The sequence below is a fragment of the Marinomonas alcarazii genome (assembly GCF_003208215.1).
Classification (GTDB): domain Bacteria; phylum Pseudomonadota; class Gammaproteobacteria; order Pseudomonadales; family Marinomonadaceae; genus Marinomonas; species Marinomonas alcarazii.
In genome coordinates, this window is sequence record NZ_QKLW01000007.1 from 134,027 (window position 1) to 154,132 (window position 20,106).

Consider the following 20,106-nt stretch of genomic DNA (forward strand, 5'->3'; position numbering starts at 1 on the left):
TAGAAAATAAAAAAGCGCGGTGACCTTGTTTATAACCTGGTCACCGCGCTTTTTTTCTTACTTTAACTGAGTTTAATGACCGCCTAAATAAGCATCACGCACTTCAGGGTTAACCAAAAGCTCGGCCCCTGTGCCCGTTAAACGAATTTCACCATTCACCATAACATAGCCACGGTTGGCCAGTTTTAGTGCGTGGTTGGCATTCTGCTCCACCAAGAAAATCGTCATGCCTGTGCTCGCCACATCTTCCAAAATTTGGAAGATTTGCTTAACTATAATGGGGGCCAAGCCTAAACTCGGCTCATCCAATAAAAGCAATTTAGGACGGCTCATTAGCGCACGTGCAATAGCCAACATTTGCTGCTCACCACCAGACATAGTGGATGCGCGCTGGTTACGACGCTCCAACAGCCTAGGGAACAACTCAAACATACGTTGCATGTCTTCTTCAGCGTGATCCATACCTATCGGAATGGTCCCCATTAATAGGTTTTCTTCTACCGTCATGCCAGGGAAAATACGACGGCCTTCCGGTGATTGCGCCAAACCATGAGAAGCCACGTAATGCGCTGATTTCTGTGAAATATCTTCACCACGATAAATGATTTCGCCAGAAGATATTCGAGGCTGCCCAAATATAGACATCAACAGAGTGGATTTACCTGCCCCATTCGCACCAATCAGGGTAACGATTTCACCTTCATCTACGGTTAATGAAACTTTTTTTAACGCTTGAATTGGGCCGTAATGAACATCCACATCTTTGAACTGCATCAATGTAGTCATAGTGTTACTTCCTCACCTTCTTCTGCACCAAGGTAAGCCGCAATAACTTTTGGATTACTCTTAATGTCATCTGGACCACCTTTTGCAATCACTTCACCATGGTCTAATACAACGATGTAATCAGAGATGTCCATTACCATCCCCATGTCATGTTCGATTAACAGAACCGTCGTGTTATGCTCGTCTCGAAGCACCCGAATCATCTTAGTTAACGCTTCCGTTTCAGACGGGTTCAAACCCGCTGCTGGCTCATCCAAACAAACAATTTCAGGGTTCGTACACATGGCGCGAGCGATTTCTAAGCGACGCTGTTGCCCATATGAAAGCTCACCCGCCAAGCGGTTCGCGGAATCCACAAGGTCTACAACACCCAGCCAATAAAACGCACGCTCTAACGCTTCTTCTTCGGCTTTTTGATAACCTTTTGTATTCAAAATACCAGCGACCAAACTACGGTTCACTAACATATGCTGAGCCACTAACAAGTTCTCAACCACTGACATTTCTTTGAATAAGCGAATATTTTGAAATGTTCTCGACAAGCCTGCACGATTTACAAGGTGGGATCCGCCGAACATTTTGTACTTAAGACGAGAAACGAAAGCCACAGGCGAAATAAAGTCCGTCGCTTTGAAAGGTTCACCCAACACTTTAATAATGCTGGTTTCTTTACCGCCAGCAGACAATTGAATCTTGCCTCCAGTGGCTTTATAAAAACCAGTCAGGCAGTTAAACACTGTGGTTTTACCTGCCCCATTCGGCCCAATCAAAGCCGATACAGAGCCGCGCTTAATATTAAAAGTCACATCATTCAGCGCTTTAATACCACCAAAGTGCATCACCAAGTTTTCAACAGCTAAAATATTTTCTTGGTTCATTTCGCCACCCCTTTTTTCGGAGAAAAGCCTGTTCTAGTTACACGAACAATGCCCCGAGGCTTCCAAATCATCATTACCACCATCAGAATACCAAACATCAAAACGCGGTATTCTGCGAATTCCCTTAACATTTCAGGCAATACTGTCAAACAGAAAGCGGCAATAACCACACCTAATGTCGACCCCATACCACCTAACACCACAATCGCTAGAATCAAAGCGGACTCAAAGAAGGTAAACGACGAAGGGTTCACAAAACCTTGGTAAGTCGCGAAAAATACACCGGCTAAACCACCTGTTGAAGCGCCTATCATGAAAGCAGAAAGCTTCACCAATACATGGTTTAAACCTAATGAGCGACACGCTATCTCATCTTCACGTAGTGCTTCCCATGCACGGCCAATTGGCATTTTTACCAGACGATGCTTGATAAAAAGTACAGCCCATACTACTGCGAACAACACCAAGTAGATGAACATGTACTTGTAAGCAGAATCATAAGGAAGATTAAAAAACTCGTGGAATGTGCCTTCACTGGATCGACGCTTAAACTCCAAACCAAAGAAGGTTGGCAAAGGTGCGGACACACCATTTGGTCCATGGGTGAAAGAAGCCCAGTTGGTTAAAATCAAACGAATAATTTCACCAAAACCTAGCGTCACAATAGCTAAATAGTCGCCATGCATTCGCAGTACAGGAAAACCCAATATAGCCCCTGCAACCGCCGCCATTATGGCGGCAATTGGCAACATTGACCAAAAGCCAAGCCCAAGGTTTTCATAACCCAGCGCTAGACCATAAGCACCGATGGCATAAAAGCCAACAAAACCTAAGTCCAATAGACCAGCCAAGCCAACAACGATATTGAGACCCAAGCCCAGCAAGACGTAAATCAACCCTAGGATAATCACCGTCAATACGTATTTAGATGCGACAAAAGGTAAAACGAGTCCAATTACAACGACCAATGGAATAATCCATACCATTTTGGATTTATGGCCCGGTGGTAGAACCGTAACACCGTCATCGTTATTCGCATAACGAAAAGCCAGAGCTATGCCTTTTTCTGTCTGCATAAAACTGGACATAACAAAACGCCCAACAGCAACAATCGCAACGATCCAGGCGACTCGCCCAAACTCAGCATTGAAGCCGTAACCATCTAGTACGACACCAACAATTGGCCCAAACAAGACCAATGCCATTAAGCCAGCAATAAAGGCATCAATACTACTTTTCTTAAAATTTATTCCAACTGCTTGGCTCATTTATACTTTCTCCACTTCAGGTTTGCCTAGAAGGCCACTTGGGCGAATAATCAAAATGAGAACTAATAAAGAGAATGAGAAAACATCTTTATAATCAGAACTGATCAACCCAGCAAACAAAGCTTCAGATAACCCAAGGATTAACCCGCCTAACATAGCGCCAGGTAAAGAACCTATGCCACCAAGCACCGCAGCGGTAAAAGCCTTGATACCAATAATAAAGCCAACGTAAAAATCGAATGCGCCATAATCCAGCGTCACCAAGACACCCGCTAATGCCGCCATCACAGCACCGATAACGAATACCGTCGAAATCACCTTGTCTGTGTCGATCCCTAAAATAGACGCCATCTTTCTGTCTTGCTGAGTCGCTCGACACATACGGCCTAATTTCGTTTTTTGAATCACATACGTCAAAATGCCCATGCCCAACAGGGAAACGAACAAAATAAACAATTTCATATAAGTGATTTGTACAAAACCATCACCGACTGAAAAGCGGATAGCACCGGTCAATAGAGTTGGAACACCCTGTTGGTTCGCCCCCTGACTCAATTGAACGTAGTTTTGCAAGATCAGCGACATACCGATTGCGGAAATCAATACTGCCAAACGACTAGAGCTTCTTAATGGACGATAAGCGATACGTTCGATCACCCAGCCATAGGCTCCCGTTACAGCAACGGTAAGAAACAACGTACCAACAATAATGATAGGAAAAGATTCGATACCGAAAAATGTTAAAATCGCAATAGCAATAGCGGTGATATAAGCCGACACCATGTATACATCGCCATGGGCGAAGTTAATCATGCCTATAATGCCATACACCATGGTGTAACCGATCGCAATGAGTCCATATACTGAACCAAGGGTAAGACCGTTTACCAGCTGCTGGAGAACGATATCCATCGTAAGACCTCGTGGGAATTTTTAATATAGAGAGCATGTTTACCAGCGCGATCCCTGGCCGGTAAACATGTGTAGGTAATTACTGAAATGTAAAAACGAAATAGAAATTATTCTACTACGTTATATTTTCCTTGACCGTCCCACTCATACATAACGTAATCAGAAACCGTCAAATCGCCTTTATCATCAAAGTCTTTCTTACCCATTACGGTATCGATAGAATGAGATTTCAACCACTCAGCTCCCTTGATTGGGTCTAAGTTGTTGTTAGCTAGAGCCGCAACAGCCACTTGCATCGCTGTATAAGAGTACAGAGTGTAACCTTCTGGCTCATAACCGCTGTCACGGAATTCTTGGATAACTTTTTTGCCTGATGGGTAAGAAGTTGGTGGCGCACCAAATGTCATCAGTACTCCGTCTACGTATTCAGGAGAACCGGCAACAGAAACAAACTCATCGGATACGATACCATCACCAGAAATGAAGATGGCTTTCGAACCTTGCTCACGTAACTGGCGAACTAATGGACCAGCTTCAGAGTGAAGACCACCGAAATAGACAACATCTGCGTCTACAGAACGAATCTTAGTGATCAAGGCGTTGAAGTCTTTCTCGCCACGAGTCAAACCTTCATACATGACTTCTTTTACGCCATATGAGTTAAGCGTTGCCTTCATGGCATCCGCAAGACCTTTACCATAGGTGTCTTTATCATGAATAACGGCTACGCGTTTTGCGTTTAGTTTATCGACAATATAGCTTGCTGCCACATCGCCTTGTTGGTCATCACGACCACATACACGGAAAACGTTTGGTAATCCTTGATCGGTAAGCGTTGGGTTCGTTGAGGCTGGCGTTACCATGATAACACCCGCTTCTTCGTAGATTTTTGACGCTGGAATAGAAGAGGACGAACAGAAATGCCCAACTACAGCCAATGCATCATCAGAGTCAACTAGACGGTTAGCAATAGAAACGGCTTGCTTTGGTTCACAAGCATCATCCGCTTTTACAAGCTTAATCATTTCACCATTGATACCGCCTGCAGCGTTAATATCCATGGCTGCTTTTTCAGCCCCTTTCCACAATTGCTCACCGAACGCTGCGTATGCTCCTGTATGAGGACCCGCTACACCAATTACTACATCCGCTTGAGCCAGTGTCGCAGCACCAGCAACCGCAAGAGAAATCAATGTTTTTCTAATAACCGCATTTGACATAAGAAAAGCCTCTATTCGTTTTGTGATTTATCGTTATTATTCAAAAGCAAGAAGCGTTCCAACAATTTTTTCTATAGAAAATGAATAAATTATGGAACTTAATACGGCAACTATTCAAAAAATGTGCACCGTAATATGGCTACACATTAATATCACCACAATCTTTGGTCAATAGTAGTGCACATAAATTGTACAAATATATCGAATTAAACGCTGAATTAAAAAATATAAGCAAAATTAATCACTAAATTATTTTATCGGAAAAGGATTTTTCACTATAGGTGAACAAAAGATGATCAATAGACGCACTAAACGAGAGCAAAACAGCGTCAGATATGCACATAACGAATAGCTGATACAAAGCAGAAGTAATAACAAGTCGCCCTTTTCTTTTCATTTATGACGACAATACGCCAACCAAATAAAAAAATTTAATTGTCAGCGGTGTCCTTAGAAGACACTAGCAAAGAAGACAGCGGTACGAGAAGCACACCATCATGCTCCAAATGAGATAGTCGTTTCTTAAGATAAGACATAGTCTCTGGGTAAGGATGCCCAATCGCCAACGCACTGCCGTGCTTTCTGGCAAGCTTGAGTAAGCGTGTAAACTGCTTATCAATGGCTGCCTCGGTGCGAATGTTGTCCAAGAACACATCTCTGCTCACGGTAGCTAAGCCGTACTCTTGCGCCGTTTTCTTAGCAACGCTTTTCGGACTGGTTAGGCTGTCGATAAAAAATAAAGATCGGCTTTTCAGCGTTTCCATCACCCACGCCATCGAATCCGCCTTAGTGGTTAACAAACTTCCCATGTGGTTGTTCACCCCTTGGATGCCGGGCAAACCATCTAGGTCTTTGCTCAGCGTTGCTTTTAATTCCTCTTCTGTCATCTTGGCATACAAACCACCGGGGCCAAGCTTCAACTCTCGTTGATTCTCCATAGGGGCATGTAAAAGCGTAATACGTTTTTGCTTTTGTGCAGACGTTGCCGTTTGCATAGCAAAAGGAGTGCTCGGTAAGATCGCTAACGCTACCTCAGTCGGCAACAACAAAGACGAGTCCATACCATGACGGTTGTAACCCAGGTCATCAATGAGTATCGCGATTCGTGGCATCTTAGGGTGTACATCTACCGCCAACATTTTGGATGGTGTCGATGCTTTTGGAAGTGATTTGGATTCACTATCTTCAAGTACGGCTTTTTCTTCACCCCTGTCCGGCGCATCCAAAAATGGCACAATAGCAGGAACCCAAGGCTCCCCAGCGTCTAATAAGATAGCACTGTCGTCTGTCGCTGGAGACGAATCAACCTCCTCTGCAACCCCTTCTGCCAATACGTTTGTATTGATAACAGGCCCCAGATGCTCAGGCAAAATAATCGATTCCTCAGCACCCAAGGTTTCTTGCAGGCTTTCAACGGACACGGCGTCTTCGACCACAAGCTCACTCGGATCATTTGCCCAGACAGACAAGCCCCATGAACAAACCAACACAGACAATATATTCTTAAAATTAACCAAGCGAACCATTACCTAAAAAATACGTTTATAAAACAACAAAAGGCTACTTATGCGAGAGCTTAGGTAGCGTTTTTAAAATAGTGACGGCCTGATACAGTTGGAAATCTGTTTTTGCCAGTTCCCCAATATCAGACTGCACATCGGAGCTGGTACGCTCTTCGCCACCAGTGCCATTTCCTAAATGGCCTTTTAGTTCGGCTTCCTTAACAAAAAACTGCCCTTTATCGAACGTCAAAGTTGCCTGTGGTACGACTAGATCCGGCGTAATGCCTTGAGCTTGAATCGAGCGACCGTTTGGCGTGTAGTAAAGCGCAGTGGTCAGCTTTACCGCATCGCCATTTGATAGCGGAACCACAGTTTGAACAGAGCCTTTCCCAAAGGTTTCTGTGCCCATAATCACCGCCCGCTGATGATCCTGTAAGGCGCCAGCGACAATCTCAGATGCAGAGGCAGAACCCTCGTTTACCAGCACCACAAGCGGAATATTAGCCAACGTGGTGTTCTTCTCTGTTGCCGTGAATTGGCTCTTGGACATGTCGTGGCGGCCATTGGTGTAAACGATCATACCTTTATCAATAAAAGCATCGACAACCCCGACAGCGCTTTGTAACACACCGCCAGGATTATTACGTAAGTCTAAAACCACACCCTGAATCTTGTTTTCTTTTTTCAGCTTCTCAATAGCAAGTTGGAACTCTTCGCTGCTGTCGCCTTGAAATTGGCTAATACGAAAGTACGCAATACCATCGCCTAACCATTTATCCGTCACACTGGCGTCTTCTACAAGCTGACGCACAAGTTCAAAGTGCTTAATTTCGCCATCACGCTCAATGTCTAGGGTTACACTGCTGCCGATTTCACCACGCATCATGGTAACAATATCCTGCATGCCAAGATCAGTAATAAGGGTGTCATCAATCTTAATGATCACATCGCCCGGCAAGATACCTGCTTCTGCGGCTGCTGAACCGTCAACTGGCGCAACAATAGTCAAACGTTTGTCTTTCATTTCGACCTCAACACCAATGCCGGCATAATTACCAGACGTGAGCTCGTTGAAATCGACCAATTCTTCTTTGGTGAAATACTCAGAATGCGGGTCAAGACCGGACACCATTCCTTTTAAGGCTTTATTTAGGATGTCTTGATCCGACATCTCTTCTACATAACCTTCTCTGATGGTTTCAAAGGTTTCGACAAAAGACTGTATCTCAGCACTGGGCAGCTTAGACTCTTTCTGACTTTGTTCAGTCGTTTGCGCAGCAAAAACAGGCTGGGCCAATAACGCGATGAAAATAAAAGAAACCTGTCTACGCAAAGTATTGTTCATGATCATTCCTATCACTGATTACCAGGGCGCGTTTGTCTGTTGTGTAAAAAATCACCCAGCTCTTACCCAAGAAAGAGGTTTTAATGGTGTGCCGTTATGTCGAATAGCAAAAAATAATGCGGTATCTGGTCGTCCACCCGTACTGCCAGCCATCGCCACAGTATCGTTAGCGCCAACCCATTCGCCAACTTCTTTTAGTAGGCTTTGATTGTAACCATATAATGACATGTAACCGTCACCATGATCTAAAATAAGCAAAAAGCCAAACCCTCGCATCCAATCAGAGAAAACAACTCGACCGGAGAATATGGCGTGTACAGGCTCGCCTTCTTTGGCTCGTAATGTCACACCACCTAAGTTGATGCTGCCATTACTTGCTAATTCAGACAGTGTTTTTAAAGGGCGAACCAACTTGCCCCGTTGCGATGAGAAAGGCACATCCTGATCTGGAATCTGAATGTCTGCCAGCGCCTCTTCTAAGCGCTGCAACATTTCTTGTAAGTTTTTCTGGTCTTGTACCAATTGCTTGGCGCGTTTATCACCCGTAGCCAAATCTTTGTCTAACTTAGCCAGTAATTCGCGTCGATCCGCCTGCTGACTCGTCAATCGATTGCGCTCCGCCACAAGCTCGGCTTCTTCTTTGGCTTGTTGGGCTCTATGACTGCGAATGCTTTTTTCGACCAAATTTAAATCACTCACTTCGGTCACAAAACCATTAATAAGCGATTGTCGAGCGTTAGAAAAGTAACGGTTGTATTGCACCAAACGCTGAGAGTCTTCTGAACTGTCACCATTTAGAAGCAGCTTGATACTTTCTTCATTGCCGGAACGATAAACCGCCCTCAATTGGGCGGCTATTTGTTCATTTTGTTGCTGAATGCTCAGCTGCAGTGACTGCTGTTGGACTCTTAGTTCCCCCAGCTGTTTCTCACCTTTTTTGAGACTTTCTTGGATATTTTGGATCTTTTTCAGCAGCTCTTGGATCTCTTTTTCTTTACCTTCGAGCTGTTTCTCCACATCTGATCGCTCAGATTTTATCTCTTTTAGCCAGTTGTTCAGCTTTTTCAGATCTTTCTGTAAAGCCTGAATCTGCTGTTTGGCTTCTTCTGGCGTTTGAGGTTCACCTGCCGCCCAGCTAACGCTGGACAACAGGAATAAGCTCAAAAAAAGATAGCGGAATAATACAATCATTCTTGCCTCATGCTCGTGTCAGCAAGCTGACACCTGTCATCTCAGCAGGTTTTTCCATCCCCATCATATCCAGCAAGGTCGGAGCAAGGTCACACAATGCGCCTTCTTTAATGCCCAAGCCTTGAGTCGGAGAGTACAAAACCAAAGGCACAGGGCCAATCGTATGAGAAGTCAGCGGCTGAGCGCCATCATCACTTAACATTTGCTCAACGTTGCCATGATCGGCAGTAATCAAGCATTGGCCACCGTTTACTTTCAGAGCGTCAATAATACGACCTAAACAAGCATCAACCGCTTCAACCGCCTTAACCGCCGCTTCGAAAATACCACTGTGACCAACCATGTCGCCATTGGCAAAGTTGCAAATGATCGTGTCGTATTTACCCGCTTCGATCACTTCTACCAGCTTGTCTGTGACTTCTGGAGCGCTCATTTCTGGTTTTAAATCGTAAGTTGCCACATTTGGAGATGGGATCAACTCACGCTCTTCACCCTCAAACAACGCCTCTTCACCACCATTAAAGAAAAACGTCACATGTGCGTATTTTTCCGTTTCGGCGATACGTAATTGCTTTTTATTATGCTTCGCCAAGACTTCACCCAAGGTGTTTGTCAAAGCCACAGGAGGGAACGCCACATCGGCTTTAATATCAGAAGCAAACTCGGTAAAGGTCACAAAAGACGCCAGTTTTGGATAAACCGCACGAGTGAAGCCATCAAAACCATCATCAGTAAAAGCGCGGGTTAATTGACGAGCGCGGTCAGGACGGAAGTTAGCAAAAATAATGGCGTCACCATCTTGTACTGGAGCGGACTCACCAACGATAGTGGCTTTTACAAACTCGTCATTTTCGTCACGATCGTAAGCCGCCTGAATCGCCTCTTCCGCTGTATTGGCTTGGAATTCACCCTTACCTAGAACGATCGCATCATAAGCTGTTTGCACTCGATCCCAACGGTTATCGCGGTCCATGGCGTAGTAACGACCCGTTAAGGTAGCAATTTTGCCAACGCCCAGTTCAGCCAATTTAGCGTCTAGCTCAGCCGCTGGCGTTTTAGCGGAACGAGGCGGTGTATCACGACCATCGGTAAAACCATGGACATAAACGGCTTTCGCACCACGTTTGGCAGCGAGTTCACACATCGCCATGATCTGCTCATGATGACTATGCACACCACCATTAGAAAGCAAACCTAATACGTGCACAGCTTTGCCCGCACTAACCGCTTTATCAACTGCATTCACAAGGGCTTCATTTTCAAAAAATGAACCATCTTCAATGGCTTTACCGATACGAGTAAAGTTTTGGTAAACCACGCGGCCTGCGCCTAAATTCATGTGCCCAACTTCAGAATTACCCATTTGGCCTTCGGGTAAACCCACCGCAAGACCAGACGTTTTAATCAAAGTGTGTGGCTGATTATTCCAAAGCGCGTCCCAGTTAGGCGTGTTCGCAGCAGCAATGGCGTTGGATTTAGACGTTTCACTGTATCCCCATCCATCAAGAATAAAGAGAGCGGTGGTTTTTTTGTTCATGTTAATCTATCCCGTAAATGGCTCATGACTATGCCTCGATACTACCACAGGCTTGTAATTTAATTACAGAGCAGCACAACTATTCAGACTATTAATTTTACTAATGAGTCGCTAAGGCTGATTTCGCTTAGCTAATAACCAGTCTCGGAAAACCACCACTTGCTCAAGGTCGGCTTTATCCACTGGATACGATAAAAGGTATTCATGTGGCGTCGAAACCGCGTTACCAAAAGGCGCCACCAGCTCGCCATTTTTAAGGCTACGTTCAGCCAATACACTTGGCATAATCGCAATACCCATGCTGTTTTTAGCCGCTTCAAGCAACATGTGAAAATGTGCAAAAGAAGCACCGGCAAAAGAACCACTTTCCAAACCTTGGGCAACCATCCAATCTGGCCACGCATTAATACGAGACGATAAATGCAAAAATGGAAAAGTCGTCACGTCTTCGACTTTCCAAGCATCAAAAGGCTTGTCACCCATTCTGTTCAATAGTTCGGTTGAGCAAACTGCGATGACTTTTTCCTTCATTAGCTGATGGGAAATCGCTCTAGGCCAATGATCACCGCCGTAATGCAAAATAATATCGATGCTTTCAGGATCTATTTTCGCGGCGTCGTCCAGTGAGCGTACTTTGATTTGAAATTGTGGATGGGCGGTTTGGAACTCAGCCAACAGCGGCATCAACCAATAGGAGGCCAAGGTCGGCAACGCCGATATCGTTAATGTGGTTTTTTCATCTTCCCGATGCAGCATTCGCAAACAGGCGTTTTCCATACCATCAAGTAAAGGCACGACTTCTTTGTAATAAGCCGCGCCCGTTCCGGTTAGCACCAAGCGTTTGTTGAGGCGAATAAATAAATCTCGCGACAAAAACTCTTCAAGGTTACGGATTTGTCGACTGACAGCACTCTGCGTAAGGTGCAACTCTTCTGCCGCCTTAGTAAAACTTAAGTGTCTGACAGACGCTTCGAAGCATTTTAACGCTGTTGACGATGGTATATAACGGCGCATCTAGACGTTGCTCGCTCACAATAAAGAAAGTAAAAACAAGAAGAGAATAACTCTATCTCATATCACACTGATTCCCAACCAGAAAAACAAAAAACGCACCATAAAGATGCGTTTTGCCGTATATAGTTCATCACAGTAAACTTACTTAATCACCGAACTAACCGAAACATTTACCCTGTAGCGAACGACACCAAGACAAATGATGTGGCGAGCGCAGTAATCATTCTAATCCAAAGCGTGCGACTGCTGTCCAAGATGATAAGTATGCGCCCCTACTTCATAAAACAGACGCTTCAGTTCCCGAAATGAAATATCTCTGAGCAATGTCATTGGGATAGACAAACGTTCTCTTCGTCCCGATAGCCATTCAGCCAACTCTGCGCCGACCACAGTTCCTGGCCCAATACCGCGACCACTGTAGCCCGCCACACTAAATAGCCCTTTCTGTAGCTGCTGACAATGAGGTAAGTGATCTTCACTGTAAGCGATCTTTCCTGCCCAGCAATAATCCCATTCCACTTTATTCAAAATCGGGAATAATTCGGTGACGCGCTGAGTCGCCCAGTTTGAATGAGCACCGCCTTCGCCTCCCATACCGCCAAACACTAACCGGCCTTGTTGATCCAAGCGGAAAGAACTCATCACGGTACAAGTATCCCAAACGCCTTCTTTGTTTGGTAATACGCTGGCTAATTGGGCATCACTTAGGGGTTTACTGGCTAATTGAGAATAAAAGATAGGCACAAATTTGCGGGCTTGCTCCTTCACCCCAAATTCAGAGTAAGCATTGGTCGCCAAAATCACTTTTTCGGCATGCACCTGCCCTTTCTCTGTATACAAGATCCAACCATTTTCCGAAGGTTCTATTTTGCTCACAGGCGACTGATCAAACAGCTTCGCCCCTTCCTTTAACGCTGCATCAGCCAACCCACGGGCATAAGCCAAAGGCTGAATCGTTCCCGCTCTTGGGTCAAATAACGCCGAGTTAAATTTACTGGAGCCAATTCGAGCTTGGGCTTCTGCAGCACCCAACAGCTGAACGGGCGCGCCACGTTTCATCATTTGTTCATAACGGCGCTGTAACTGAGCCAAACCGCTTTTCCCTACACCTGCGTGCAAGGTGCCGTTACGCACAGGTTCGCATTGGATGTCGTATTCTTGAATCAGCCTGTAGACAAAGTCTGGCGCTGCGGCCAATGCTTTGTACATCACATTACCCGCGTCGGCACCAAGGGTTTTGTCTAACTGATCTGGCTCTAACCAAACACCGGCATTCGCTAGGCCAACATTTCGCCCAGAGCCACCAAAGCCGACTTCTTGCGCTTCCACAACAGCAACAGAAACACCGAATTTAGCCAAATGCAAAGCAGCCGAAAGACCAGTAAAGCCCGCGCCAACGATCACTACCTCAACAGCGACACGACCCTCTAAAGGCGTTAATGAAGGCGCATCAGGAGCACTGGCACGCCATAAAGAGTTGCAGACTTTATCAGACATAAAATGACCTCATTGGACACTAGACAAAACCCATAGACCTTAAAAATTATTCGAAAACAATTCCCTGTGCCAAAGGCAAGTCACCACCGTAATTCACCGTATTGGTGGTGCGACGCATGTAGTTTCGCCACGCATCAGAACCAGACTCACGACCGCCACCGGTTTCTTTTTCACCACCAAACGCACCACCTATCTCAGCACCAGATGTACCAATATTCACATTGGCAATACCGCAGTCTGAACCCGCTGGAGACATGAATAATTCTGCTTCGCGCATGCTCTCTGTGAACACAGCAGAAGACAGGCCCTGTGGCACTTCGTTTTGAATTTCAATGGCTTCGTCAAAGGTCTTATAAGTCAGCACATACAAAATAGGAGCAAAGGTTTCTTCATGCACAATTGGCGCATCGTGGGCAATACGAACAATGGCTGGTTGCACATAAAAGCCACCAGCAGGAACGCCTTCCGTCACACGCTCGCCACCACAGATAATTTCCCCACCTTGTGTTTTAGCTGTTTCTAGCGCCGCTTGCATTCGATTAAAACTGCCTTCATCAACCAAAGGCCCAACTAAGATGCCGTCGTTTAATGGATTACCAATACGCAGGGAGCCATAAGACTTAGCCAATCGTTCGACCAAACCATCAACAATGGCTTCATGGGTAATCAAGCGGCGCAGTGTCGTACAGCGTTGACCAGCCGTACCTGCCGCAGAAAAAACAATCGCACGTAGCGCAAGATCTAGATCCGCTGTATCCGACACGATCATCGCATTATTGCCGCCAAGCTCTAGCAAAGAACGACCTAGGCGACCCGCCACCGTTTTAGCAACCGCGCGCCCCATTGCTGTCGAACCGGTCGCAGACACCAGTGGGAAAGTCTCGCTTGCTGAAATCGCTTCACCTAAATCACGATCACCAATCATTACAGACACTGACGCTTTTGGAATATCAGGCATATCAGCAATCACATTCTGCGCAATTTGATACATAGCCAACGCACATAATGGCGCTTTTTCAGAAGGTTTTAACAATACAGGATCACCACAAACCAAACCCAACATGGTGTTCCACGCCCAAACCGCCATCGGGAAGTTAAACGCCGTAATAACGGCCACAGGGCCCAATGGCTGCCATTGTTCCATCATGCGGTGACCAGGACGCTCAGATACAATGGACAAACCATGCAACATACGCGATTGACCAACGGCGAAATCACATACGTCAATCCACTCTTGCACTTCACCCAAAGCCTCAGGAACGATTTTGCCCGCTTCCAAAGAGATCACTTGCGCCAATTCATGCTTATACTTACGCGCTTCTTCGCCAATACGGCGTACTAGTTCACCACGACGTGGCGCAGGAATGGTACGCAATACTTTAAATGCGTCTTTTAGTTCCGCATTTACTTTGTCTAGCTGTGCTGGTGTCGCATTGTTAAACGTAGACAATGTCGCGCCATCAATGGGGCTGTGGGCGGAAAACGTACTGCCTTCCCCCAAAGCAAGGGTGTTACCCGTTAATACGCTGTAGAAAGTGTCGCCTTGTTTTAACGTATTTACACCCAGTGTTTCTAAGCAAGTAAGTGACATATGAACCTCTAAGATTGATGTATGTATTGATGTCTATCTACCAACACCATAACCAGCTCAATCCTAAATAAGAAATACCGTTTTTCTGCCGGAGGTCTAGTTTTTTCCTATGGCAAGATTATTCCTCTATAGGTATATTGATGGAGAACGCTGAGATCACTCACAAAAGAGCATAACGATGGACATACGATCATTACGTTATTTTATTGCCGTTTACGAAGAGCGCAGCCTAAGCGCCGCCGCTAAACGCTGCTTTGTGGCACAACCGTCTATATCGACCACGATGTCGCAATTAGAAGATGATTTAAATACCAAACTCTTTGTTCGCCATTCGAAAGGTGTTTCCCCAACCGACAGCGGCTCACAGCTTTATCCTTACGCCTGTAAAATGGTCAGCGATCTCAGTGCAATGCGCAGCTTATTTACAGACACACCCGCCCCACTTGCCTTGTCTATTTCTCTCACGCCTTTTTTGTCGGGTGCGCTGATCAGTCAGGTGATCAAAACCATGCTTGATGAAGTGCATGGACTGACTTTAAAACTGGTTGATGAATCAGAAAGTGCCGACTTGCGTTTTACCTGCCATCGCTACACCAGTGAAGAAGACGTGTTTTATCCCCTTTGGGAAGATGACTATGTCATCGCCATGCCATTGGATCATTGGTTGGCAGACTTTCCTTCGCTATCCATTAAACAGATCGACAAGCAACCCTTTATTTCCCGAACGCCATGCGACATTTTGGAATCATGGAACTACTTAATGCAAAAACAAGAACTCACTACCGACGTTCGTGCTCAGGTAAAAACAGAAGAGTATGCGTTGGATCTCGTGGCGGCAGGTTTAGGCATTTCGCTGATTCCTGAACACTCCTCGCGGGGGCGTAATGACCTGTGTTTACGGCCATTAAATGATGTAAAACTAAAACGTGTCGTCGGCTTAGCCCATAAAAAAGAGCGCAGTTTTCCCGCGCATCTGATAAACACAATTTTGACTGCAAAACAGCAATTGTTGGTGAACAAGAACACGCCAGAAAATCGGCTCGCATAACTTTTATGCATTACACAGTGCATTTTTACCTTTTGCATTTTTTGTCAGCAGTGGATTAGAGTAAGTCTTATTCGATAGAGATGACCTCTTTCAACATTTTCCAACTCAGGAGCATTCCATGAAGCCCGCCGATTTTTTCGCATCCTTATGGGATCATTACACAGACGTCACGCCACAAGCACATCGCATTCAACAATTGTTTAAAGACCACGGTGAGACGGTTCTCAATGACCACGTTGCTTTTCGCACGTTCAATAATTCACCTGTGTCATTAGAGAAATTAGAGCCTCAACTTGAAGCCCTTGGCTACCAAGCCTACGGCGCCTTTATTTTCGAGAGCAAACACTTAAAGGCTCGTTGCTATAAGCATAAAACCGATGCAGATTCCCCAAAAGTGTTCCTATCTGAATTGCTGGTTGAAGAGCTTCCTACCGAATGTCAAGACATCATTGCGAAGTTTGTCGCACAAATCCCCAGTGATGCGGTTCAATCTCCCGCCATTTTTTGGGCTGGCAAACTGTGGGAAACACCCACGCAAGCGGAGTATCTGACGCTAGCCGAGCACAGCGAATACGCTGCGTGGTTATCGACCATGGGACTACAAGCCAACCATTTCACCGTTAGCATTAACCACTTACAAAAATTCCCTACGATTGAAGACGTCAACGCCCTATTGTTAAAAGAGGGTTACGCTTTAAACCAAGTGGGTGGTTTAGTAAAAGGCACACCTGACTCCTTCTTGGAGCAGTCTTCTACCATGGCAGACAAGATCGATTACACCTTTGCTGATGGTAAGCAAAAAACCATCCCAAGCTGCTTCTATGAATTTGCTCGTCGTCACACCATGCCAAACGGCGTGCTGTTTGATAGTTTTATCGAAGGCAACGCCGATAAAATATTTGATTCCACCAACACCAAGTAACTGACAGGAAAAACCGCATCACACAACGAGCCCAAGTGGCTCGTTTTTGCATTCTAAGCCTTGTATTATCATACCTTTGTCACTTTTGTGTGATAAAAACCTTTATGTGATGCGACAAGCAAAAGTAGTTCCTGAGAGCCTGTACCGATCCATCAGGGCGTGTATAATGCTCGCAGTTTAAATATGAGCCTACTATTATGATTAACCAATTAATTGAATTTTCTATGAACCACTGGGAAATGGTCGCCGTCTTTTTTGCGATCCTTGCCACACTACTTTTCGTTGAAAGCAAAGGCGGAGCTCAGGGGCTAACACCTTCTGCGGCAACGAATCTAATGAATAATGAAGACGCTGTGATTGTCGATATTCGTCCAGCCAAAGAATTCACCACTGGTCATATTACAGGTGCGATGAATATTCCTGCGACGAAAATGAAAGACAATCTAAAACGTCTTGAGAAACATAAAGATGCCCCCATCATTATAGTTTGTAAATCTGGCGTAACGTCTGGAGCAAGCGCAAAAGACCTTAAAAAATCAGGTTTTAGTAAAGTATATAAACTTCAAGGTGGCATTGCAGAATGGCAATCATCTAACCTGCCACTGGTTAAAGGGTAAGAGTAACTATTATGACCACCGTAACTATCTATTCGAGTGATTACTGCCCGTTTTGCGTTAGAGCAAAACAATTGTTATCAGCAAAAAACATTGCTTTTAACGAAATCCGCGTTGACGGAGAGCGTGAGTTAAGACAAGAAATGATGGAAAAAAGTGGTCGTCACACCGTCCCACAAATTTGGATTGGTGAACAACACATTGGTGGTTGTGACGATCTATATGCTCTAGAGCGCGAGAAAAAATTAGATGCCTTACTTGCGTAAAAGTAGCCGCTAATATTACGCCAACATATGAGTAAATAAACGCAATAACCATCGCTATACAAAACCATAGAAATCATAAAAAAGGAACGAAGATGTCCGAGACAGCGGAAACGCCAGAAGCAGCAACACAAGAAGCGCAAGCACCACAACTTTCCATGCAACGTGTGTTTTTAAAAGATATTTCTTTTGAATCACCACGTTCACCAATGATTTTCCAAGAAGAATGGAAACCAGAAGTTGGCTTAGAGCTAAACACGAAAAGCCGCCAAGTGGGTGAAAGTGTATACGAAGTTGTTCTAGAAATTACCGTAACGGTAAAAAACAAAGGCGAGACTGGCTACTTAGTACAAGTTCAACAAGGCGGTCTGTTTGTTATTTCTGGTCTTGACGATCAGCAACTACACCACGCTTTAGGTGCTTTCTGCCCAGCAACCTTGTTCCCTTACGCACGTGAAAACATTGACGCGATTGTGGTAAAAGGCAGCTTCCCAGCGATCATGCTTGCGCCAATCAACTTTGATGCGCTGTATGTCGAAAGCCTACAAAAGCAAGCTGAAACAACACAATAATATTTATTGGTTGAAATACGCAGTTTAGGGTTATAAAAAAGGAGGCGATTCGCTTCCTTTTTTTGTTGCATAATAGACTATATAAACCTCTCCGTATTATGGAAGCTGTGATGAAGAAGAAAAAGAAACCTTGTCCTAATTGCCTCAGAGCCCGCTGGTTAATTCTCTATCTCGGTTGCTTTGCCTTGTTTGGCGTTCTTGTCGTAAACCAGTTTTTAGAAAAAGGAATGTAACGTGAGGTTGCTCCTTCTTTGGCTGAGTATGAGCCTGTTAAGTGGCTGCGCCACCTACCAGCAAGATATTGAAGCAGGCTTAAGTTTGGCTAAAGCTGGCGAATGGAAAGAAGCGGAAGCACAGCTCGAAGAGGTGTTATCCAACAAGCAGGATGCCTTGCTGTATTACATGGAAATTGGAGCACTTGCACAAAACCAAGGGGATTACGAACGCAGCAATACGTTACTAGAAAAAGCCGAGCAATTAAGCGATACCTTTTTCCCTGATAATTTTTCGAATCGTTCTTGGGCACTGATCAGCAACCCAAGGCAAGGCGACTATCGCGGCAGCGGACTAGAGCGCGTTTATATTAGTTACCTCAAATCTTTAAACTACCTCGCTCTGGCTGAACAAGAAAAGAACCGTTCTAAAAAGCGCCAGCTCAATGATGCCGCTCTGGTAGAAGTAAGACGCATAGACATAAAGCTAAACGAAATTCGTGCGCAAAACCCAAGCTACCAAGACCTAAACGCCAAAGAAAACCAAGCCTTTTACATGAAAGCATTAAGCTGGCTCGGTGATTTTTATACTGGCGGACGCGACACAGACAAATTCCTTTACCGTGATGACGCTTGGGCGCGTTATTTGGCGGGACTGCAATATGAGATAGACGGTGAATACGACGATGCGCGTATCAGCTACGAAAAAGCGGCCCAGTTATACGAAGACGGTTATGCTAAACAATACGCTTTGCCTAACATAACCGCTGATCGCGCTTGGTTAGATGCCATTCGTATGATGCAAAAAGGCGGTTTCAGTCAAAGCGAAATTCAACAAAAGATAGACACAAAACTGTCTGCAGACATGCAAGCCATTCTCGCCCATTACAAGCAAGGCGATGCGGAGTTAGTGGTTCTAGAACACCAGGGCTTTATTCCCGATAAAAGCGAAATGACCCTATTACTATACGCCGATCCTCAAGCTTATTCGCTGGTGCTTGAACCTCTTCATGGCGGCGGCAACCAAGCGGCAAACGATTCATTTCGCTGGTTTACCATGGTATACGCGGACATAAACCCGCTAAACCTGATCGCCAACTACAAAGCCGGCGGCGCATGGGGCACATTTTCAGGTATTTTTACCAAGCGCGTTATTCTTGGTCGACCTGTTTGGCGGCAATTATACGACGCTAAAATTGATCGACTACTAACAGAACAAACCATTCGTGTTACTGTTCCCTATTATCAACGTTTTACACTGGACCAACACCAGCCAACGCTAGAGGTCAATACGCCATCCATTGCGCCGTTTAAGAGCACGATACGAATGACGTCCCTTGCCGACATCGCTTTTCAAGAGCAACTGGCTCAAGCACAACGAGATATTTATGAAGGCCTAGTAAGAGAATTACTTCGCAGTTGGCTAGCTTATCAAGCGTCATCAAGTGTGCAGGATCAAAATGTCGCTTTGCTTTTAAACCTAATCGGCCAAGTTGCCGTGTTTGCCTCATCCGCAGCAGACACACGAAATTGGCTCACACTGCCAGCACAAGTGAGACTCACACGCGAGCCTCTTCCACCTGGCGACTACACTCCAGACTACAAGGTAAACAAAAAAACCTTTTCCCTCGGTGAGGTCAGTTTAGAAGCCAATGAAATTAAGCTTTGGAATCTTCGCAACCCCTATTAGACTCTATTAAATTGATTATACTAACGGCTTGGCATCAGGCTAAA

18 protein-coding genes are annotated in these 20,106 nt (G+C 45.2%); 6 read left to right on the forward strand and 12 right to left on the reverse strand.

What is annotated here, in order from left to right:
* Window positions 1-72 precede the first annotated feature (72 nt).
* The 12 genes from DFP75_RS14105 to amaB form a co-directional block, all read right to left on the reverse strand.
* On the reverse strand, window positions 73-786 hold the full coding sequence (locus tag DFP75_RS14105; RefSeq protein ID WP_110576692.1) for an ABC transporter ATP-binding protein: 714 nt from the start codon (window positions 784-786) through the stop codon (window positions 73-75).
* Window positions 783-1,664 carry an ABC transporter ATP-binding protein gene (locus tag DFP75_RS14110; protein WP_110576693.1) on the reverse strand — a complete coding sequence of 294 codons (882 nt, stop codon included), beginning with the start codon at window positions 1,662-1,664 and terminating at the stop codon, window positions 783-785. The genes DFP75_RS14105 and DFP75_RS14110 overlap by 4 nt, the downstream gene beginning before the upstream one ends.
* Window positions 1,661-2,932, reverse strand: a complete 1,272-nt coding sequence (gene livM, locus DFP75_RS14115) for a high-affinity branched-chain amino acid ABC transporter permease LivM (protein WP_110576694.1) — start codon at window positions 2,930-2,932, stop codon at window positions 1,661-1,663. The genes DFP75_RS14110 and livM overlap by 4 nt, the downstream gene beginning before the upstream one ends.
* A complete protein-coding gene (locus DFP75_RS14120; protein ID WP_110576695.1) occupies window positions 2,933-3,844 on the reverse strand; it encodes an ABC transporter permease subunit in 912 nt (303 codons plus the stop codon).
* A gap of 107 nt (window positions 3,845-3,951) precedes the next feature.
* Window positions 3,952-5,064: a branched-chain amino acid ABC transporter substrate-binding protein gene (locus tag DFP75_RS14125; protein ID WP_110576696.1), complete on the reverse strand. Its 1,113-nt coding sequence runs from the start codon at window positions 5,062-5,064 to the stop codon at window positions 3,952-3,954.
* Window positions 5,065-5,495: 431 nt separating this feature from the next.
* Entirely contained in the window at window positions 5,496-6,581 is a 1,086-nt protein-coding gene (locus DFP75_RS14130; RefSeq protein ID WP_245927067.1) for a divergent polysaccharide deacetylase family protein, read from the reverse strand.
* A 43-nt stretch (window positions 6,582-6,624) separates the two neighbouring features.
* Window positions 6,625-7,911: a S41 family peptidase gene (locus DFP75_RS14135; RefSeq protein ID WP_110576698.1), complete on the reverse strand. Its 1,287-nt coding sequence runs from the start codon at window positions 7,909-7,911 to the stop codon at window positions 6,625-6,627.
* A 51-nt stretch (window positions 7,912-7,962) separates the two neighbouring features.
* Window positions 7,963-9,102 (reverse strand): murein hydrolase activator EnvC family protein, encoded by a 1,140-nt coding sequence (locus DFP75_RS14140; RefSeq protein WP_110576699.1) that lies wholly within the window; start codon window positions 9,100-9,102, stop codon window positions 7,963-7,965.
* Between the two features lie 7 nt (window positions 9,103-9,109).
* Entirely contained in the window at window positions 9,110-10,639 is a 1,530-nt protein-coding gene (gene gpmI / locus DFP75_RS14145) for a 2,3-bisphosphoglycerate-independent phosphoglycerate mutase (protein ID WP_110576700.1), read from the reverse strand.
* Window positions 10,640-10,750: 111 nt separating this feature from the next.
* Window positions 10,751-11,653: a LysR substrate-binding domain-containing protein gene (locus DFP75_RS14150; RefSeq protein ID WP_110576701.1), complete on the reverse strand. Its 903-nt coding sequence runs from the start codon at window positions 11,651-11,653 to the stop codon at window positions 10,751-10,753.
* Window positions 11,654-11,878: 225 nt separating this feature from the next.
* Window positions 11,879-13,150 carry an NAD(P)/FAD-dependent oxidoreductase gene (locus DFP75_RS14155; RefSeq protein ID WP_110576702.1) on the reverse strand — a complete coding sequence of 424 codons (1,272 nt, stop codon included), beginning with the start codon at window positions 13,148-13,150 and terminating at the stop codon, window positions 11,879-11,881.
* 46 nt (window positions 13,151-13,196) lie between these two features.
* Window positions 13,197-14,741, reverse strand: a complete 1,545-nt coding sequence (amaB, locus tag DFP75_RS14160) for an L-piperidine-6-carboxylate dehydrogenase (RefSeq protein WP_110576703.1) — start codon at window positions 14,739-14,741, stop codon at window positions 13,197-13,199.
* A 178-nt stretch (window positions 14,742-14,919) separates the two neighbouring features.
* On the opposite strand from amaB, the gene DFP75_RS14165 reads away from it, so the two are divergent.
* The 6 genes from DFP75_RS14165 (at window position 14,920) to DFP75_RS14190 (ending at window position 20,062) form a co-directional block, all read left to right on the forward strand.
* On the forward strand, window positions 14,920-15,789 hold the full coding sequence (locus DFP75_RS14165) for a LysR family transcriptional regulator (protein ID WP_110576704.1): 870 nt from the start codon (window positions 14,920-14,922) through the stop codon (window positions 15,787-15,789).
* Between the two features lie 118 nt (window positions 15,790-15,907).
* The gene (locus tag DFP75_RS14170; RefSeq protein ID WP_110576705.1) at window positions 15,908-16,711 is read left to right on the forward strand and encodes a DUF1338 domain-containing protein; all 804 of its coding nucleotides are present in this window, start codon (window positions 15,908-15,910) and stop codon (window positions 16,709-16,711) included.
* Between the two features lie 197 nt (window positions 16,712-16,908).
* A complete protein-coding gene (locus tag DFP75_RS14175; protein WP_110576706.1) occupies window positions 16,909-17,328 on the forward strand; it encodes a rhodanese-like domain-containing protein in 420 nt (139 codons plus the stop codon).
* Window positions 17,329-17,339: 11 nt separating this feature from the next.
* A complete protein-coding gene (gene grxC / locus DFP75_RS14180) occupies window positions 17,340-17,591 on the forward strand; it encodes a glutaredoxin 3 (RefSeq protein ID WP_110576707.1) in 252 nt (83 codons plus the stop codon).
* Window positions 17,592-17,683: 92 nt separating this feature from the next.
* A complete protein-coding gene (gene secB / locus DFP75_RS14185) occupies window positions 17,684-18,160 on the forward strand; it encodes a protein-export chaperone SecB (protein WP_110576708.1) in 477 nt (158 codons plus the stop codon).
* 234 nt (window positions 18,161-18,394) lie between these two features.
* Complete coding sequence (locus DFP75_RS14190) at window positions 18,395-20,062, forward strand: COG3014 family protein (RefSeq protein WP_110576709.1); 1,668 nt, start codon at window positions 18,395-18,397, stop codon at window positions 20,060-20,062.
* The last annotated feature ends 44 nt before the right edge of the window (window positions 20,063-20,106 follow it).

What these genes read in the sequence shown, in the direction of transcription:
- livM (WP_110576694.1), bottom strand. Translation starts at nt 2,932, where the DNA reads ATGAGCCAAGCAGTTGGAATAAATTTTAAGAAAAGTAGTATTGATGCC.
- grxC (WP_110576707.1), top strand. Translation starts at nt 17,340, where the DNA reads ATGACCACCGTAACTATCTATTCGAGTGATTACTGCCCGTTTTGCGTT.
- DFP75_RS14140 (WP_110576699.1), bottom strand. Translation starts at nt 9,102, where the DNA reads ATGATTGTATTATTCCGCTATCTTTTTTTGAGCTTATTCCTGTTGTCC.
- gpmI (WP_110576700.1), bottom strand. Translation starts at nt 10,639, where the DNA reads ATGAACAAAAAAACCACCGCTCTCTTTATTCTTGATGGATGGGGATAC.
- DFP75_RS14125 (WP_110576696.1), bottom strand. Translation starts at nt 5,064, where the DNA reads ATGTCAAATGCGGTTATTAGAAAAACATTGATTTCTCTTGCGGTTGCT.
- DFP75_RS14120 (WP_110576695.1), bottom strand. Translation starts at nt 3,844, where the DNA reads ATGGATATCGTTCTCCAGCAGCTGGTAAACGGTCTTACCCTTGGTTCA.
- DFP75_RS14135 (WP_110576698.1), bottom strand. Translation starts at nt 7,911, where the DNA reads ATGAACAATACTTTGCGTAGACAGGTTTCTTTTATTTTCATCGCGTTA.
- DFP75_RS14155 (WP_110576702.1), bottom strand. Translation starts at nt 13,150, where the DNA reads ATGTCTGATAAAGTCTGCAACTCTTTATGGCGTGCCAGTGCTCCTGAT.
- DFP75_RS14110 (WP_110576693.1), bottom strand. Translation starts at nt 1,664, where the DNA reads ATGAACCAAGAAAATATTTTAGCTGTTGAAAACTTGGTGATGCACTTT.
- secB (WP_110576708.1), top strand. Translation starts at nt 17,684, where the DNA reads ATGTCCGAGACAGCGGAAACGCCAGAAGCAGCAACACAAGAAGCGCAA.
- DFP75_RS14165 (WP_110576704.1), top strand. Translation starts at nt 14,920, where the DNA reads ATGGACATACGATCATTACGTTATTTTATTGCCGTTTACGAAGAGCGC.
- DFP75_RS14105 (WP_110576692.1), bottom strand. Translation starts at nt 786, where the DNA reads ATGACTACATTGATGCAGTTCAAAGATGTGGATGTTCATTACGGCCCA.
- amaB (WP_110576703.1), bottom strand. Translation starts at nt 14,741, where the DNA reads ATGTCACTTACTTGCTTAGAAACACTGGGTGTAAATACGTTAAAACAA.
- DFP75_RS14175 (WP_110576706.1), top strand. Translation starts at nt 16,909, where the DNA reads ATGATTAACCAATTAATTGAATTTTCTATGAACCACTGGGAAATGGTC.
- DFP75_RS14170 (WP_110576705.1), top strand. Translation starts at nt 15,908, where the DNA reads ATGAAGCCCGCCGATTTTTTCGCATCCTTATGGGATCATTACACAGAC.
- DFP75_RS14150 (WP_110576701.1), bottom strand. Translation starts at nt 11,653, where the DNA reads ATGCGCCGTTATATACCATCGTCAACAGCGTTAAAATGCTTCGAAGCG.